This window comes from Phytobacter sp. V91 (assembly GCF_965644225.1).
Taxonomy (GTDB): domain Bacteria; phylum Pseudomonadota; class Gammaproteobacteria; order Enterobacterales; family Enterobacteriaceae; genus CBFFRJ01.
Genome location: NZ_CBFFRJ010000014.1, coordinates 1 through 15,595, shown reverse-complemented (window position 1 = coordinate 15,595; position 15,595 = coordinate 1). Strand labels below are relative to the sequence as shown.

19 protein-coding genes are annotated in these 15,595 nt (G+C 53.6%); 16 read left to right on the top strand and 3 right to left on the bottom strand.

Translation table 11 applies throughout. The features are described 5' to 3' along the window. Positions 1-60 precede the first annotated feature (60 nt). From ACSZO4_RS04625 to mdcH, 3 genes are read left to right on the top strand one after another with little or no spacing between them, the layout of a single operon-like run. Positions 61-1,020 (top strand): AEC family transporter, encoded by a 960-nt coding sequence (locus tag ACSZO4_RS04625; protein WP_437887675.1) that lies wholly within the window; start codon positions 61-63, stop codon positions 1,018-1,020. 2 nt (positions 1,021-1,022) lie between these two features. Continuing rightward, positions 1,023-1,640, top strand: a complete 618-nt coding sequence (locus ACSZO4_RS04620; RefSeq protein ID WP_437887674.1) for a malonate decarboxylase holo-ACP synthase — start codon at positions 1,023-1,025, stop codon at positions 1,638-1,640. After that, a complete protein-coding gene (gene mdcH, locus ACSZO4_RS04615) occupies positions 1,641-2,537 on the top strand; it encodes a malonate decarboxylase subunit epsilon (protein ID WP_437887673.1) in 897 nt (298 codons plus the stop codon). It begins immediately after the preceding gene. On the opposite strand, the gene ACSZO4_RS04610 is transcribed toward mdcH, so the two are convergent. Together ACSZO4_RS04610 and ACSZO4_RS04605 are read right to left on the bottom strand one after the other, a co-directional pair. Further along, positions 2,538-3,470, bottom strand: coding sequence for a LysR family transcriptional regulator (locus ACSZO4_RS04610; RefSeq protein ID WP_437887672.1), 933 nt, complete (start codon positions 3,468-3,470; stop codon positions 2,538-2,540). Between the two features lie 18 nt (positions 3,471-3,488). Beyond that, positions 3,489-5,393, bottom strand: coding sequence for an ABC transporter ATP-binding protein (locus ACSZO4_RS04605; protein ID WP_437887671.1), 1,905 nt, complete (start codon positions 5,391-5,393; stop codon positions 3,489-3,491). Between the two features lie 138 nt (positions 5,394-5,531). Here ACSZO4_RS04605 and kefG point away from each other — a divergent pair, with 138 nt between their 5' ends. From kefG to slyD, 4 genes are all read left to right on the top strand, one after another. After that, complete coding sequence (gene kefG / locus ACSZO4_RS04600) at positions 5,532-6,083, top strand: glutathione-regulated potassium-efflux system ancillary protein KefG (RefSeq protein WP_437887715.1); 552 nt, start codon at positions 5,532-5,534, stop codon at positions 6,081-6,083. Continuing rightward, positions 6,083-7,888, top strand: coding sequence for a glutathione-regulated potassium-efflux system protein KefB (gene kefB / locus ACSZO4_RS04595; protein ID WP_437887670.1), 1,806 nt, complete (start codon positions 6,083-6,085; stop codon positions 7,886-7,888). The genes kefG and kefB overlap by 1 nt, the downstream gene beginning before the upstream one ends. 10 nt (positions 7,889-7,898) lie before the next feature. Then, positions 7,899-8,099: a YheV family putative zinc ribbon protein gene (locus ACSZO4_RS04590; RefSeq protein ID WP_437887669.1), complete on the top strand. Its 201-nt coding sequence runs from the start codon at positions 7,899-7,901 to the stop codon at positions 8,097-8,099. 94 nt (positions 8,100-8,193) lie between these two features. Further along, positions 8,194-8,793 (top strand): peptidylprolyl isomerase, encoded by a 600-nt coding sequence (gene slyD, locus ACSZO4_RS04585; RefSeq protein ID WP_437887668.1) that lies wholly within the window; start codon positions 8,194-8,196, stop codon positions 8,791-8,793. A gap of 58 nt (positions 8,794-8,851) precedes the next feature. On the opposite strand, the gene ACSZO4_RS04580 is transcribed toward slyD, so the two are convergent. Continuing rightward, positions 8,852-9,070 carry a protein SlyX gene (locus tag ACSZO4_RS04580; protein ID WP_437887667.1) on the bottom strand — a complete coding sequence of 73 codons (219 nt, stop codon included), beginning with the start codon at positions 9,068-9,070 and terminating at the stop codon, positions 8,852-8,854. A gap of 235 nt (positions 9,071-9,305) precedes the next feature. Between ACSZO4_RS04580 and fkpA the strand changes: the two genes are divergently transcribed. The 9 genes from fkpA to ACSZO4_RS04535 form a co-directional block, all read left to right on the top strand. After that, positions 9,306-10,130: an FKBP-type peptidyl-prolyl cis-trans isomerase gene (fkpA, locus tag ACSZO4_RS04575; RefSeq protein ID WP_437887666.1), complete on the top strand. Its 825-nt coding sequence runs from the start codon at positions 9,306-9,308 to the stop codon at positions 10,128-10,130. 163 nt (positions 10,131-10,293) lie between these two features. Then, positions 10,294-11,016, top strand: a complete 723-nt coding sequence (locus tag ACSZO4_RS04570) for a helix-turn-helix transcriptional regulator (RefSeq protein WP_437887665.1) — start codon at positions 10,294-10,296, stop codon at positions 11,014-11,016. Further along, positions 11,016-11,402, top strand: coding sequence for a sulfurtransferase complex subunit TusD (gene tusD, locus ACSZO4_RS04565; protein ID WP_437887664.1), 387 nt, complete (start codon positions 11,016-11,018; stop codon positions 11,400-11,402). The genes ACSZO4_RS04570 and tusD overlap by 1 nt, the downstream gene beginning before the upstream one ends. Further along, positions 11,402-11,761 (top strand): sulfurtransferase complex subunit TusC, encoded by a 360-nt coding sequence (tusC, locus tag ACSZO4_RS04560; RefSeq protein ID WP_437887663.1) that lies wholly within the window; start codon positions 11,402-11,404, stop codon positions 11,759-11,761. The genes tusD and tusC overlap by 1 nt, the downstream gene beginning before the upstream one ends. A 7-nt stretch (positions 11,762-11,768) precedes the next feature. Beyond that, positions 11,769-12,056, top strand: a complete 288-nt coding sequence (gene tusB, locus ACSZO4_RS04555; protein WP_437887662.1) for a sulfurtransferase complex subunit TusB — start codon at positions 11,769-11,771, stop codon at positions 12,054-12,056. A 124-nt stretch (positions 12,057-12,180) separates the two neighbouring features. Next, positions 12,181-12,555: a 30S ribosomal protein S12 gene (gene rpsL, locus ACSZO4_RS04550; RefSeq protein ID WP_003023654.1), complete on the top strand. Its 375-nt coding sequence runs from the start codon at positions 12,181-12,183 to the stop codon at positions 12,553-12,555. A gap of 95 nt (positions 12,556-12,650) precedes the next feature. Further along, entirely contained in the window at positions 12,651-13,121 is a 471-nt protein-coding gene (gene rpsG, locus ACSZO4_RS04545; RefSeq protein WP_437887661.1) for a 30S ribosomal protein S7, read from the top strand. A gap of 96 nt (positions 13,122-13,217) precedes the next feature. Further along, positions 13,218-15,332 (top strand): elongation factor G, encoded by a 2,115-nt coding sequence (gene fusA, locus ACSZO4_RS04540; protein ID WP_437887660.1) that lies wholly within the window; start codon positions 13,218-13,220, stop codon positions 15,330-15,332. 67 nt (positions 15,333-15,399) lie between these two features. Then, positions 15,400-15,595, top strand: a 196-nt coding sequence (locus ACSZO4_RS04535; protein ID WP_437887659.1) for a GTP-binding protein, incomplete at its 3' end; no start/stop codon positions are given.

Genomic DNA, 15,595 nt, shown 5'->3' with positions numbered 1-15,595 from the left:
CATCTGAAAAATAATAACCATCGCGCATGTGCTATACCCTCTTTTATTACAGGTGATTTTATGACTTACGTAATTGTTCATGCCCTCGCACCGATCTTCATCATCATGTTGCTGGGCTTCTGGGCGGGCAAGGCTAAACTGGTTGATAATAAAAACGTTTCCCTGCTCAATATCTTCGTGATGGATTTTGCGTTACCTGCTGCGCTGTTCAGCGCCACGGTGCAAACTCCGCGGACGGGCATCGTCGCTCAGTCGCCGTTGATTCTGGTACTGACCCTGGCGATGTGGGTAACCTATGCCGCGATTTATTTCCTCGCGACCAGCGTCTTTAAAAAATCACCGCAGGATGCCGCTGTACTGACGCTGACCGTTGCCTTGCCAAACTATGCGGCGCTCGGTTTGCCGATCCTGGGCAGTGTGCTGGGTGAAGGGGCTGCGACGTCGCTCTCCGTGGCGGTTTCCATCGCCTGTGGTTCCGTACTGATGACGCCGTTCTGCCTGCTGATTCTGGAGCGTGAAAAAGCGCGTGCCGCAGGTGGCAACACGGGTTCTACTCTGACCATGCTGCCGGTTCTGATGTGGCGTTCGCTGAAAAAACCTATCGTTATGGGGCCGCTGCTCGGGGTCATTCTCTCGGCGATTGGCATCAAAATGCCGGAACTGCTGCTGGCGTCCATTAAACCTCTGGGACTGTCGGCGACAGCGGCTGCGCTGTTCCTGACCGGGGTGATCCTCTCTGCCCGTAAACTGCAAATCAATACCATGGTGATTACGGCTACCCTCGCCAAGCTACTGATTCAACCGGCGATTGCCTGGGCCATTGTGCTGATTTTGGGTCTGCACGGTTCGGTTGCGATTACCGCGATCCTGATGATTGCGCTGTCTGCGGGTTTCTTTGGCGTGGTGTTTGGTAACCGCTTTGGTGTGCAGTCACCGGATGCGGAAGCAGTGCTGCTGTTAAGCTCGGTACTGTGTATCCTGTCGCTGCCGCTGTTTATCTCGCTGACTTCAGGAATGTAATCATGACCTCAACACCACGCCCGCACGATCTGCTTTGGTTGACCACCCTTGATGCGCTGGAAGGCATCAGCGACGCCTGGGTAAAGAACGCATGGCATATCGGTTTACCGGTTGTGGTGCGGCGTGATGTTGATGCAAATGGGCGCATCCCGGTAGGGGTGCGCGGACTTAAGCGCGATCAACGGGCTGCGGGATGGGTCAAACCTGAACATATCGCCCGTGTGGTTTCCCCCGAACAGCTTGCGGAGGAAAATGACCTGCTGCGCTCAGCGTTTATTACCCAGCCGCCGGTTCAGGTGGCGGTTCAGCTCTGCCGCCAGCAGTGGCCATGGTGCTGGGGGATTACCGGCAGCACGGGCTATGCGCTGGCGACCGGGATCCCGGTAATTCATGCTGACAGCGATCTTGATTTGCTGATCCGCGCGCCGCTGCCGCTATTGCCCGCTGATCTGCGCCTCTGGCAATCACAACTTAGCCATGCGCTGTGTCGCGCCGATACCCAGGTGGATACGCCCAGGGGCGGTTTTGCGTTGGCAGAGTGGCTGCGCGACGGGAAAACGTTGCTAAAAACGGAGCTGGGTCCACGGCTGGTCAGTGACCCCTGGTCTGGGGAGAAATAAATGAAAATACTGTTCACTTTTCCGGGGCAGGGCAGTCAGTCTCCGGGGATGTTGCAGCGCCTGCCGGGGACGGAACTGGCACAGGCCCGTGAGGTTTTAGGCCACGAGGTTGAAACCCTGGATAGTGCAGACGCCCTCCGGCATACCCGTGCGGTGCAGCTGTGTTTGTTAATTGCCGGTGTGGCCTGGGCGCGCGAGCTTGCGCGGCGTGGTGTGGCGGCTGATATCGTCAGTGGCCTGTCGATTGGCGCTTACCCGGCGGCGGTGATTGCCGGCGCGCTGGATTTTACCGATGCGTTAACGCTGGTGGCGCTGCGTGGCGACCTGATGGAACAGGCGTATCCGCAGGGTTACGGCCTGACGGCGATTATGGGGCTGACCCTGCCGCAGGTTGAAGCATTGCTGCAAGGGAGCGGGGCTTACATTGCCAATCTCAACGCCGAGACGCAGATTGTGATTGCCGGTAGCGATGAGGCGATGGCGAGCGTGGGGCAAAAAGCGCAGGCTGCAGGGGCGAGTAAAGTGAAACGGCTGGACGTGAGCGTGCCCTCTCACTGTGAACTGCTGGCGGCGCCCGCGCAAAAACTGGCTCAGGCCTTTGCCAGGGTTAAGGTGAATCGCCCAGGATGTGCGTATTTGAGTGGCAGTACCGGGCGGGTGTTATGGCAGCCGGAAAAAATTGCCGATGATCTGGCGATGAATATGGCGCGTACCGTGCGTTGGCAGGAAGCGGTCATTGCCGCCAATGAACGAGAGGCCCGTCTGGCGATTGAAATGCCGCCGGGTGGGGTGTTGACCTGCCTGACCCGCCAGGCTCAGTGGGAAGGCGAGGCGCTCTCGCTGGAGCGTAGCGGCGTGGACGTGGCGTTGCATCTGGCCCGGCGGCTTAAGGCGTAATCAGCTGTTTTCCTGCAAACGCCGGGCATACATACGCCCTTCGGCGGCCAGCGCCAGCAGGTTCGGGTCACGCTCGCGGTTGCGGGCGAAGACAATGGCTATCTGTTGTTGCATTTGCCAGGGCTGCGCCAGCTTTAGCAGTTGCACCGAATTTTCATACGCTTTTTTCATTCGTCCGGGCATCAGTGAGAAGCCGATCCCCGCCTGCACCAGACTGAGCATTGAGAAGATGTCATTGACGCGGGTGACGATTTCCGGCTCAAACCCGGCGATATGAAAGGCCTCCTGAAACCCGGCGTAGGTGGCAAAGCCTTCCGCAAGCGAGACAAATTTCTGTTGGCGATAGTCGCGCAGATCTGCGGGTTTTGAGGTATCGAGCGACGCCGAGGCCGGTGCCGCCAGGTAAATCTCATCGTGAAACAGCGGCAGCATTTCAAGGTTGGACTTGTCGATTTCGCTCTCAGAGATAGAGATCAGGATGGCATCCAGCGCACCTTCGTCGAGCATATGCAACAGGGTCTCATTTGATCCCATCGTCAGATCCATCTCCAGATCGGGACGACGCGGCTTCATACCCATAATCAGCTGCGGAACCGTTTCCAGCGTCAGTGAATAGAGCGTCCCGACCCGAATTCGTCCCTGACCAATACCCGCCATTTTTCGCGCTTCGGAAAGCCCGCGCTCCATGATCTGCGTGGCCTCCTGGCAATATTCCAGCAGGGTCCAGGCCGCAGGCAGCGGCAACAAATTGCGGCCTTTGTGGGTAAACAGCGGACAGCGAACGTTCTCTTCCAGCGTGTGCAGCGCCCGATGTACGCTTACGCCGCTAAGGTTGAGCGCTTCAGCGGCGCGGGCGATATTGCCTTTCTCCATAAAGGCCATAAAGATCGTCAGCTTGCGAAAGGTAATATCACTGGTAATGTCCGGGTTCATCTCAACCTGCCTTTTGCGTCAGTCGGCTTGCAGCATCGCCTCAAGTTGTTCCTGGGCATCCAGCCAGGCCATCTCACACTCTTCCAGACCGGCTTTGGCTTGCGCCTGTTGTTGCAGGCACTCGGTCAACTCGGCTTTGCGGCTCTGATCGTAAAGGCCGCTGTCACCCAGTTTCTCTTCCGCCTGCGCAAGCCGGGCATTCAGCTGTTCCATCTCTTTTTCGAGGCGGGTTATCTCTTTACGCAAGGGCTGTGTCTGGGTGCGCAGTTCGGCTTCCCGACGTTTTTGGTCTTTGCGCGATTGTGCGCTGTTGGCGTTCTCTTTCGCCGCATCCGCAGGCTGATTTTCCTGCTTTTGCACGTCGCTTAACCACTGCTGATAATCTTCCAGATCGCCATCAAAGGCTTCGACTTTGCCGTCATGGACAAGGTAAAGGTCGTCGGTGGTGGAGCGCAGCAGGTGACGGTCATGGGACACCACCACCAGCGCTCCTTCAAACTCAATCAGTGCCTCGGTCAGCGCCTGGCGCATATCCAGATCCAGGTGGTTGGTCGGTTCATCGAGCAACAGCAGGTTCGGGCGTTGCCAGACGATCAGCGCCAGTACCAGGCGTGCTTTTTCGCCGCCGGAGAAGCGACGCGTCTCTTCGCTGACCTTATCGCCCCGGAAGCCAAAACCGCCAAGATAGTCGCGCAGTTTCTGCTCCAGCTCCTGAGGCGCCAGGCGTACCAGATGCTGTATCGGCGACTCATCGGCGCGTAAAAATTCAAGCTGATGCTGGGCGAAGTAACCCAGCTTGATCCCTTTGGCTAAACCGATATCGCCGCTAAAGGGGGCCAGTTCACCCGCCAGCAGTTTGATCAGCGTCGATTTACCAGCACCGTTGCGGCCTAACAGACCGATGCGCGAGCCTGGTACCAGGTTAAGCTTGATGGAGTCCAGAATGACGCGATCGCCATAACCTGCGCTGATCTTTTCCATTTTCAGCAACGGATTTGGCAGGCTTTCCGGCGCGCGGAAGCTGAAGTGGAATGGGTTATCCACGTGGGCCGGCGCAATCATCTCCATACGCTCAAGCATCTTGATGCGGCTCTGGGCCTGCTTCGCTTTACTGGCTTTCGCTTTAAAGCGATCAATAAAGCTTTGCAGATGCGCCACGCGCTCCTGCTGGCTTTCAAACATCGCCTGCTGTTGTGCCAGACGGGTTGAGCGTTGACGTTCAAACGAGCTGTAGTTGCCGGTGTACTCGAACATGGTTTCCTGTTCGATATGGATAATTTTGTCCACCACCGGGTCGAGGAAGTCGCGGTCATGGGAGATCAGGATCAGGGTGCCCTGATAGCTCTTCAGCCATTTTTCCAGCCAGATAACCGCATCGAGATCGAGGTGGTTCGTGGGTTCATCGAGCAGCAGTAAGTCTGAACGGCAGACCAGCGCCTGGGCAAGGTTGAGACGCATGCGCCAGCCGCCGGAAAAGTCGCTGACCGGGCGTTCGAGTTGCTCGTTGGAGAAACCCAGACCGTGCAGCAGGCTTGAGGCACGGGAGCGGATAGTCCAGGCGTCAATGGCATCGAGTTTGCCATGAACGGTGGCAATCGCATGGCCATCATTACGCTCGTTAGCGGCGTTCAGTTCACTTTCAAGGCGACGATACTCACGGTCGCCGTCAATGACGTAATCCAGCGCAGGCATCGGCAGGGCAGGGGTTTCCTGATTAACCCAGGCCAGTTGCCAGTTGTTGGGGAAAGTAAAACTGCCGCCATCGGCGCTCAGCTCGTTTTTCAAAAGCGCCAACAGCGTGGATTTGCCGCAGCCGTTTTTGCCGACCAGGCCAACTTTTTGCCCTGGGTTAATGGTGGCTGTGGCGTTATCCAGCAGGACACGCACGCCGCGACGAATTTGTAACGAGGAGAAAACAATCATAAGGCGCCGTATGTTCAGACTATGTTAATTTGTCATTATGATAATGTAAGGTGTGGGCGTTTTTGCCCCACCGGGCCCGCAATGGTAGCCCAAAATGATGACGATACACAAAAGTGTATGACGCCCGGGAGGGGGATGATGTCTCAGACAGCGAAGGTACTGCTGCTGTATGCCCATCCGGAATCACAGGACTCGGTGGCGAACCGGGTTTTGCTTAAGCCGGCAATGCAACTGCGCAACGTCACCGTGCATGATCTCTATGCACAGTATCCAGACTTTTTTATTGATATCCCGCGGGAGCAAGCGTTGCTGCGCGAACATGATGTCATTGTGTTCCAGCACCCGCTGTATACCTACAGTTGCCCGGCATTACTCAAAGAGTGGCTGGATCGCGTACTGACTCGTGAATTTGCCAGTGGCCCGGCAGGGAATCAGCTGGCGGGAAAGTACTGGCGGAGCGTGATCACCACCGGTGAGCCGGAAGCGGCTTATCGTTATGACGGGCTGAATCGTTATCCGGTGAGCGACATTTTGCGGCCTTTTGAACTCACCGCCGCAATGTGCCGTATGCACTGGATGAATCCGATTATTATTTACTGGGCGCGCAGGCAGCCGCCGCAAGAGCTGGCAAATCATGCCAAAGCCTACGGTGACTGGCTGGCGGCCCCCCTGATAACCGGAGGCCGCTGATGGAAGGTTCCGATCTCTTGCTGGCGGGCGTCCTGTTTCTTTTCGCGGCGGTCGTGGCGGTTCCGTTAGCTGCAAGACTGGGAATTGGCGCCGTGCTCGGCTATTTGCTGGCGGGCATTGCCATCGGCCCATGGGGGCTGGGTTTTATCAGTGATGTTGATGAGATCCTCCACTTCTCCGAACTCGGCGTGGTCTTTCTGATGTTCATTATTGGGCTGGAGCTCAATCCCTCGCGGCTTTGGGAGCTACGGCGTTCGATCTTTGGCGTTGGGGCCGCCCAGGTCGCGCTCAGTGCCGCTATTCTCGCCGGGCTGTTAATGCTGACCCAGTTTGCCTGGCAGGCTGCGGTGATTGGCGGTATCGGACTGGCAATGTCTTCCACCGCGATGGCGCTGCAACTGATGCGCGAAAAAGGGATGAATCGCAGTGAGTCCGGGCAACTGGGTTTTTCGGTGCTGCTGTTTCAGGATCTGGCGGTGATCCCGGCCCTGGCGCTGGTGCCTCTGCTGGCAGGAAATGGCGATGAACATCCTGACTGGATCAAGATAGGCCTCAAGGTGCTGGCGTTTGCCGGGATGTTGATTGGCGGACGTTATCTGTTACGCCCGATATTTCGCTATATCGCAGGTTCTGGCGTGCGTGAAGTGTTCACTGCTGCCACATTACTATTGGTTCTGGGTTCGGCGCTGTTTATGGATGCGCTGGGCTTGTCGATGGCGCTCGGCACTTTTATCGCCGGGATTTTGCTTGCCGAGAGCGAATACCGGCATGAGCTGGAAATCGCCATCGAACCCTTTAAAGGGCTGTTGCTAGGCCTGTTTTTCATCTCTGTTGGCATGGCGCTGAATTTGGGGGGGCTCTATACCCATCTTCTGTGGGTACTGTTGAGCGTTGCGGTTCTGGTGGCAGTGAAAGTACTGGTGCTGTACGTACTTGCGCGGATTTACGGTCTGCGTAGCTCGGAACGCATGCAGTTTGCCGGCGTACTGAGCCAGGGCGGTGAGTTTGCCTTTGTGCTCTTCTCTGCCGCCTCTTCGCAGCGTTTATTTCATGGCGACCAGATGGCGCTGCTGCTGGTGACGGTCACATTGTCGATGATGACCACGCCGCTGCTGATGAAGCTGATTGATAAGCTGCTGTCGCGTCGGTTCAACACGACGGAAGATGAAGACGAAGCGCCGTGGGTGGAAGATGATCAACCGCAGGTCATCGTGGTGGGTTTTGGCCGATTCGGCCAGGTTATCAGTCGTTTACTGATGGCCAATAAGATGCGTATTACGGTACTGGAGCGTGATATCAGCGCGGTCAACCTGATGCGTAAATATGGTTACAAGGTTTACTACGGCGATGCGACCCAGCTTGAGCTTCTGCGTTCGGCGGGGGCGCAGGCTGCGCAATCTATCGTTATCACCTGCAATGAACCGGAAGATACGATGAAAGTGGTCGAGCTTTGTCAGCAGCATTTTCCGCACCTCAACATTATGGCCCGTGCGCGTGGACGTGTTGAAGCCCATGAGTTATTACAGTTGGGGGTGACCCAATTCTCTCGCGAAACCTTCTCCAGCGCGCTGGAGTTAGGGCGCAAGACGCTTATCTCGCTGGGTATGCATCCACATCAGGCGCATCGCGCGCAATTGCACTTTAAACGGCTGGATATGCGCATGCTGCGTGAGTTGATGCCGGTGCATACGGACATCTCGCAGATTTCTCGTGTCCGGGAAGCGCGACGAGAGCTGGAAGAGATTTTCCAGCGCGAAATGCAACAGGAACGTCGCCAACTGGATGGCTGGGACGAGTTTGAGTAAGGGGAAAAGTATGGCGATTCGTAAACGTTTTATTGCCGGGGCGGTATGCCCGTCCTGCAAAGCACAAGACTCAATGGCCATGTGGCGTGAAAATAATATTGATATTGTTGAGTGTGTTAAGTGTGGACACCAGATGCGTGAAGCGGATAAAGAAGCCCGTGAGCATGTCCGCAAAGATGAACAGGTTATTGGGATCTTTCATCCGGACTAGCGATATACCCAGAGTTTTTTTAAGCTAAAGGGTACACGGGTGCGGATTTCCGCTACAATCTGCGCCAGCAATTTTCCCACGCTCAGGAGATATCATGAAAGTAGCAAAAGACCTGGTGGTCAGCCTGGCCTATCAGGTACGTACAGAAGACGGTGTATTGGTTGATGAGTCTCCGGTGAGTGCGCCGCTGGACTACCTGCATGGTCACGGTTCCCTGATTTCTGGCCTGGAAAACGCGCTGGATGGTCATGAAGTTGGCGATAAATTTGATGTGGCAGTAGGCGCAAATGACGCTTACGGTCAATATGACGAAAACCTGGTGCAACGCGTTCCTAAAGATGTCTTTATGGGCGTTGATGAATTGCAGGTGGGTATGCGTTTCCTGGCGGAAACCGATCAGGGCCCGGTACCAGTAGAAATTACCGAAGTTGAAGATGAGCACGTTGTGGTTGATGGCAACCATATGCTGGCGGGTCAGAACCTGAAGTTCAACGTTGAAGTCGTGGCAATTCGCGAAGCAACGGAAGAAGAACTGGCTCACGGCCACGTCCACGGCGCTCACGGCCACGATCATGACCACGACCATGGTCACGATGGTTGCTGCGGTGGCCACGGCCACGACCATGATCACGACCATGGCCATAGCCACGGTAAAGGTGGTTGTGGTGGTAACGGCGGCTGCGGCTGCCATTAATCACCGGTCTTTAAGACGTTGATAATAAAAAAGCGGGGAAACCCGCTTTTTTTACGTCTCAATAATGGGGCGGCGGCGTCTCTTCAGACTGCGAGGCAAGATGTGAAGGCTGGCTGGCTTTCAGTTTTTCAGTTACCAGGCGCATAAGATCGCGCAGCTTCGCCATTTCCAGTTCGTGAGCAATGACCGTCTGGTTCAGCTCTTCAATGGTCATTTCCTGAAAAGCCAGTCGACTTTCCAGTTCTGCCAGTCGCGCTTCTGTTGTGACATCGTGCATACTTCACCTCTTATCAATTTCTGGCGCGATTACCGTTGGACCGGCGAATTTTACTGAACTTTTCCCCCGGTTGCAGCATGTAGCCGACTTCGCGAAACTAATTTAAACAAAAATAGTCTGAAAACTGTCGAATTCAGGGAGCGTGCTTATGTTGATTTGTTCCGCAACGTTCTATAGTACGTTCCTCATATACGTTTAAACCCTGGGGTGAGAGGCCCCGGCCCTGGAGAAATGGATGAAATCACTGTTTAAAGTCACGCTGCTGGCGACCACGATGGCCGTTGCATTACATGCGCCGCTTACCTTTGCAGCCGACACGGCAACCAAAGAGGCTCCGGCAGCCGCTGACGCTAAATCGGCGTTTAAAAATGACGACCAGAAATCGGCTTATGCACTGGGCGCATCTTTGGGCCGCTATATGGAAAACTCTCTCAAAGAACAGGAAAAACTGGGCATTAAACTGGATAAAGCTCAGCTTATCGCCGGTGTTCAGGATGCGTTTGCTGATAAGAGCAAACTGACAGACCAGGAAATTGAGCAGACTCTGCAAGCTTTTGAAACCCGCGTGAAAACCTCCGCGCAGGAAAAAATGGAAAAAGATGCAGCAGAGAACGAAACCAAAGGCAAAGCCTTCCGTGACGCATTTGCAAAAGAGAAGGGTGTTAAAACCTCTTCAACGGGTCTTGTCTACCTGGTAGAGAAAGAAGGGGCTGGTGATGCGCCGAAGGACAGCGACACCGTGGTAGTTAACTACAAGGGTACGCTTATCGACGGTAAAGAGTTTGATAACTCCTATACCCGTGGCGAGCCGCTCTCCTTCCGTCTTGATGGTGTTATCCCTGGCTGGACCGAAGGCCTGAAAAACATCAAGAAAGGCGGTAAAATCAAACTGGCTATTCCACCAGACCTGGCCTATGGCAAAAATGGCGTTCCGGGCATTCCTGCGAACTCCACGCTGGTCTTTGAAGTAGAGTTGCTGGATATCAAACCGGCACCGAAAGCCGATGCAGCAGCGGCAGCGGCAGCGGCTGAAAAAGCCCCTGACGCGACCAGGAAATAAGAGTGAAAAACACCGCCGCCTAAAGGGCGGCGGTTTTTTTATTACAGTAAGGATATAATTCTGGAAAGCGTAACCTACGCTGTATTAATTTAGTACTTCGTGTTTATGTCGAGCCTGCCCTGAAAACTTACCGACAGGCTCCTGAAAAGGAGTGTTTTTTTTCATGTCCAGGTCGCTTTTAACCAACGAAACCAGTGAACTTGATTTACTGGATCAACGTCCTTTCGATCAAACTGACTTCGATATTCTGAAATCCTACGAAGCAGTGGTGGACGGGTTAGCGATGCTCATTGGTTCTCACTGTGAAATCGTTTTGCACTCCCTGCAGGATCTGAAATGTTCCGCCATTCGTATTGCTAACGGCGAACACACCGGGCGTAAAATCGGCTCGCCGATTACTGACCTTGCATTGCGTATGCTGCATTATATGACCGGTGCGGACAGTAGCGTCTCAAAATGTTACTTCACGCGCGCGAAAAGCGGAGTTTTGATGAAATCGGTGACCATTGCTATCCGTAATCGAGATCATCGGGTCATCGGACTTTTGTGCATCAACATGAACCTTGATGTGCCGTTCTCACAAATCATGAACACCTTTATTCCCCCCGAAACACCTGATGCGGGTTCTGCCGTTAACTTTGCTTCTTCTGTTGAAGATTTGGTCATGCAAACGCTGGAATTCACCATTGAAGAAGTTAACGCCGATCGCAACGTCTCTAATAATGCGAAAAACCGTCAAATCGTTCTGAATCTCTACGAGAAAGGTATCTTTGATATCAAGGATGCGATTAACCAGGTTGCGGATCGTTTGAACATCTCCAAACATACGGTTTACCTCTATATCCGCCAGTTCAAAAGCGGTGATTTTTCCGGGCAGGATCGTTAATGCGTTTTGCCCTAATGGTCACCGGTCCGGCTTATGGTACTCAGCAGGCCAGCAGTGCGTATCAGTTTGCACAAGCATTACTGGCCTGCGGCCATGAACTGGGCAGCGTCTTTTTTTATCAGGATGGGGTCAGCAATGCGAATGCTCTGACCTCGCCCGCCAGCGACGAGTTTGATTTGGTGCGGGCCTGGCAGTCTTTGCATGACGAGCATCAGGTTGAGTTGCATATCTGTGTGGCGGCAGCGTTGCGCCGGGGCGTGACCGATGAAAGCGAAGCTCGTCTGCAAGGACTGGGTGCGGCCAATCTTCAGCCCGGATTTTCGTTGTCCGGGCTGGGCGCACTCGCTGAAGCGGCATTAACCTGCGATCGCATGGTGCAATTCTGATGAAACGTATCGCCTTTATATTTACCTCCACGCCGCACGGTTCTGCTGCCGGACGAGAAGGCCTTGATGCACTGATGGCTACGTCTGCGCTTAGCGATGATATTGGCGTATTTTTTATCGGTGACGGAGTCTTTCAACTGCTTGCTGACCAGCAGCCCGCTGCGATTCTGGCGCGAGATTACATCGCCACTTTTAAAGTTCTTCCTCTTTATGACATCGAAGAGTGTTGGGTATGTCAGGCATCGATGCGTGAGCGCGGCCTGGATGACGCAACGGCGTTTGTGCTGCCAGTGACGCTGCTGGAAGCGGATGCGTTGCGTCAGCGACTCAATGAATACGATGTCGTTATGACCTTCTGAGGTGCCTGTGTTACACACTCTGGCTCATTCTCCCTGGCAATGTGATATGGCAACTTTGCTGCGTACTTTGCAGGAAGGGGACGATCTTTTGTTGCTGTCCGACGGCGTGACCGCCGCACTGGAAGGGGGGCGCTACCTTGAGTTACTGCTAAATGCCCCCATAACTGTGCATGTGCTGACAGAAGATATTGATGCGCGGGGTCTGTCTGGTCAAATTTCAGGCAGCGTCGTCAGGGTTGGCTATACTGACTTCGTTAGTCTGGCGTTAAAACATGAGACTCAGATGCGTTGGTGATTCGGGATCGCTGTATATTTCTTGACACCTTTTGAGCACAGCCATAAAATTCTGCGTCCTCATATTATATGAGGTCGTTTTATTACGTGTTTACGAAGCAAAAGCTAAAACCAGGAGCTATTTAATGGCAACAGTTAACCAGCTGGTACGCAAACCACGTGCACGCAAAGTTGCGAAAAGCAACGTGCCTGCGCTGGAAGCATGCCCGCAAAAACGTGGCGTATGTACTCGTGTATATACTACCACTCCTAAAAAACCGAACTCCGCACTGCGTAAAGTATGTCGTGTTCGTTTGACTAACGGTTTTGAAGTGACTTCCTACATCGGTGGTGAAGGTCACAACCTGCAGGAGCACTCCGTGATCCTGATCCGTGGCGGTCGTGTAAAAGACCTCCCGGGTGTTCGTTACCACACCGTTCGTGGTGCGCTTGACTGCTCCGGCGTTAAAGACCGTAAGCAATCACGCTCCAAGTATGGCGTGAAACGTCCTAAGGCTTAATGGTTCTCCGTTAAGTAAGGCCAAACGTTTTATATTAATGTCAAACTAAACTCTTAGAGTTTTGGACAATCCTGAATTAACAACGGAGTATTTCCATGCCACGTCGTCGCGTCATTGGTCAGCGTAAAATCCTGCCGGATCCTAAGTTCGGATCAGAGTTGCTGGCTAAATTTGTCAATATCCTGATGGTAGACGGTAAAAAATCTACCGCAGAAACCATCGTATACAGCGCACTGGAGACCCTGGCTCAGCGTGCTGGTAAAGATGCACTGGAAGCTTTCGAAGTCGCTCTCGACAACGTTCGCCCGACTGTAGAAGTTAAGTCCCGCCGTGTAGGTGGTTCTACTTATCAGGTTCCAGTTGAAGTTCGTCCGGTTCGTCGTAATGCTCTGGCAATGCGTTGGATCGTTGAAGCTGCTCGTAAACGCGGTGATAAATCCATGGCTCTCCGCCTGGCGAACGAACTTTCTGATGCTGCAGACAACAAAGGTACTGCAGTTAAGAAACGTGAAGACGTTCACCGTATGGCTGAAGCCAACAAGGCGTTCGCACACTACCGTTGGTAATCCCTTCGTAGTATTAGTCACCAGTCGGGCGCTTCAGATGGGGCGCCCGTTCTGGGTAACTTAACTGAATGCCTAATGCAATAAACGAGGAATAAAATGGCTCGTACAACACCTATCGCACGCTACCGTAACATCGGTATCAGTGCGCACATCGACGCCGGTAAAACCACGACTACCGAACGTATTCTGTTCTACACCGGTGTTAACCATAAAATCGGTGAAGTTCACGACGGCGCCGCTACCATGGACTGGATGGAGCAGGAGCAGGAACGTGGTATCACCATCACTTCCGCTGCGACTACTGCATTCTGGTCTGGTATGGCCAAACAGTATGAACCGCATCGCGTAAACATCATCGACACCCCGGGGCACGTTGACTTCACTATCGAAGTAGAACGTTCCATGCGTGTTCTTGACGGCGCGGTAATGGTTTACTGCGCAGTTGGTGGTGTTCAGCCGCAGTCTGAAACCGTATGGCGTCAGGCAAACAAATACAAAGTTCCACGTATCGCGTTCGTTAACAAAATGGACCGTATGGGTGCGAACTTCCTGAAAGTTGTTGGTCAGATCAAATCCCGTCTGGGCGCGAACCCTGTTCCGCTGCAGCTGGCAATTGGTGCTGAAGAAGGTTTCACCGGTGTTATCGACCTGGTGAAAATGAAAGCCATCAACTGGAACGAAGCAGATCAGGGCGTTACCTTCGAATACGAAGATATCCCGGCTGACATGCAGGACCTGGCTGACGAATGGCACCAGAACCTGATTGAGTCCGCTGCTGAAGCCTCTGAAGAGCTGATGGAAAAATACCTGGGCGGCGAAGAGCTGACCGAGGAAGAAATCAAGAAAGCTCTGCGTCAGCGCGTTCTGAACAACGAAATCATTCTGGTTACCTGTGGTTCTGCGTTTAAAAACAAAGGCGTACAGGCAATGCTGGATGCGGTAATTGATTACCTGCCAGCACCGACCGACGTACCGGCAATCAACGGTATGCTGGATGATGGTAAAGATACTCCGGCTGAGCGTCACGCCAGCGATGATGAGCCTTTCGCAGCACTGGCGTTCAAAATCGCAACTGACCCGTTCGTGGGTAACCTGACCTTCTTCCGCGTGTACTCCGGTGTGGTTAACTCTGGTGATACCGTACTGAACTCCGTGAAATCTGCACGTGAGCGTTTTGGTCGTATTGTTCAGATGCACGCTAACAAACGTGAAGAGATCAAAGAAGTTCGCGCGGGCGATATCGCTGCGGCTATCGGTCTGAAAGACGTGACCACTGGTGACACTCTGTGTAACCCGGATGCGCCTATCATTCTGGAACGTATGGAATTCCCTGAGCCGGTAATCTCCATCGCTGTAGAACCGAAAACCAAAGCTGACCAGGAAAAAATGGGTCTGGCTCTGGGCCGTCTGGCGAAAGAAGACCCATCATTCCGCGTATGGACTGATGAAGAATCTAACCAGACTATCATCGCTGGTATGGGTGAACTTCACCTGGATATCATCGTTGACCGTATGAAGCGTGAATTCAACGTTGAAGCGAACGTAGGTAAACCTCAGGTTGCTTACCGTGAAGCGATTCGTCAGAAAGTTACCGACATCGAAGGTAAACACGCCAAGCAGTCTGGTGGTCGTGGTCAGTACGGTCATGTTGTTATCGACATGTACCCGCTGGAGCCGGGCTCAAATCCGAAAGGCTACGAGTTCGTCAACGACATTAAAGGTGGTGTAATTCCTGGCGAATACATCCCGGCCGTTGATAAAGGCATCCAGGAGCAGCTGAAGTCTGGCCCGCTGGCTGGTTACCCGGTAGTAGACATGGGTGTTCGTCTGCACTTCGGTTCTTACCATGACGTTGACTCCTCTGAACTGGCGTTTAAACTGGCCGCTTCTATTGCCTTTAAAGATGGCTTTAAGAAAGCGAAACCAGTTCTGCTTGAGCCGATCATGAAGGTTGAAGTAGAGACTCCGGAAGAGAACACCGGTGACGTAATTGGTGACTTGAGCCGTCGTCGCGGTATGCTGCGCGGTCAGGAATCCGAAGTGACTGGCGTTAAGATCCATGCTGAAGTTCCGCTGTCTGAAATGTTCGGATATGCAACTCAGCTGCGTTCTCTGACCAAAGGTCGTGCATCCTATACTATGGAATTCCTGAAGTATGATGATGCGCCGAACAACGTTGCTCAGGCCGTAATCGAAGCCCGTGGTAAATAAGCCGCAGGGTTAAAACCAAAGTCCCGTGTCCCCTCAGAGAGGGGGCACTATAGTAAGGAATATAGCCGTGTCTAAAGAAAAATTTGAACGTACAAAACCGCACGTCAACGTCGGTACTATCGGCCACGTTGACCATGGTAAAACTACCCTGACAGCTGCCATCACCACCGTTCTGTCCAAAACCTTCGGTGGCCAGGCTCGTGCATTCGACCAGATCGATAACGCGCCGGAAGAAAAAGCACGTGGTATCACCATCAACACTT

What these genes read in the sequence shown, in the direction of transcription:
- ACSZO4_RS04625 (WP_437887675.1), top strand. Translation starts at nt 61, where the DNA reads ATGACTTACGTAATTGTTCATGCCCTCGCACCGATCTTCATCATCATG.
- ACSZO4_RS04620 (WP_437887674.1), top strand. Translation starts at nt 1,023, where the DNA reads ATGACCTCAACACCACGCCCGCACGATCTGCTTTGGTTGACCACCCTT.
- mdcH (WP_437887673.1), top strand. Translation starts at nt 1,641, where the DNA reads ATGAAAATACTGTTCACTTTTCCGGGGCAGGGCAGTCAGTCTCCGGGG.
- ACSZO4_RS04610 (WP_437887672.1), bottom strand. Translation starts at nt 3,470, where the DNA reads ATGAACCCGGACATTACCAGTGATATTACCTTTCGCAAGCTGACGATC.
- ACSZO4_RS04605 (WP_437887671.1), bottom strand. Translation starts at nt 5,393, where the DNA reads ATGATTGTTTTCTCCTCGTTACAAATTCGTCGCGGCGTGCGTGTCCTG.
- kefG (WP_437887715.1), top strand. Translation starts at nt 5,532, where the DNA reads ATGTCTCAGACAGCGAAGGTACTGCTGCTGTATGCCCATCCGGAATCA.
- kefB (WP_437887670.1), top strand. Translation starts at nt 6,083, where the DNA reads ATGGAAGGTTCCGATCTCTTGCTGGCGGGCGTCCTGTTTCTTTTCGCG.
- ACSZO4_RS04590 (WP_437887669.1), top strand. Translation starts at nt 7,899, where the DNA reads ATGGCGATTCGTAAACGTTTTATTGCCGGGGCGGTATGCCCGTCCTGC.
- slyD (WP_437887668.1), top strand. Translation starts at nt 8,194, where the DNA reads ATGAAAGTAGCAAAAGACCTGGTGGTCAGCCTGGCCTATCAGGTACGT.
- ACSZO4_RS04580 (WP_437887667.1), bottom strand. Translation starts at nt 9,070, where the DNA reads ATGCACGATGTCACAACAGAAGCGCGACTGGCAGAACTGGAAAGTCGA.
- fkpA (WP_437887666.1), top strand. Translation starts at nt 9,306, where the DNA reads ATGAAATCACTGTTTAAAGTCACGCTGCTGGCGACCACGATGGCCGTT.
- ACSZO4_RS04570 (WP_437887665.1), top strand. Translation starts at nt 10,294, where the DNA reads ATGTCCAGGTCGCTTTTAACCAACGAAACCAGTGAACTTGATTTACTG.
- tusD (WP_437887664.1), top strand. Translation starts at nt 11,016, where the DNA reads ATGCGTTTTGCCCTAATGGTCACCGGTCCGGCTTATGGTACTCAGCAG.
- tusC (WP_437887663.1), top strand. Translation starts at nt 11,402, where the DNA reads ATGAAACGTATCGCCTTTATATTTACCTCCACGCCGCACGGTTCTGCT.
- rpsL (WP_003023654.1), top strand. Translation starts at nt 12,181, where the DNA reads ATGGCAACAGTTAACCAGCTGGTACGCAAACCACGTGCACGCAAAGTT.
- rpsG (WP_437887661.1), top strand. Translation starts at nt 12,651, where the DNA reads ATGCCACGTCGTCGCGTCATTGGTCAGCGTAAAATCCTGCCGGATCCT.
- fusA (WP_437887660.1), top strand. Translation starts at nt 13,218, where the DNA reads ATGGCTCGTACAACACCTATCGCACGCTACCGTAACATCGGTATCAGT.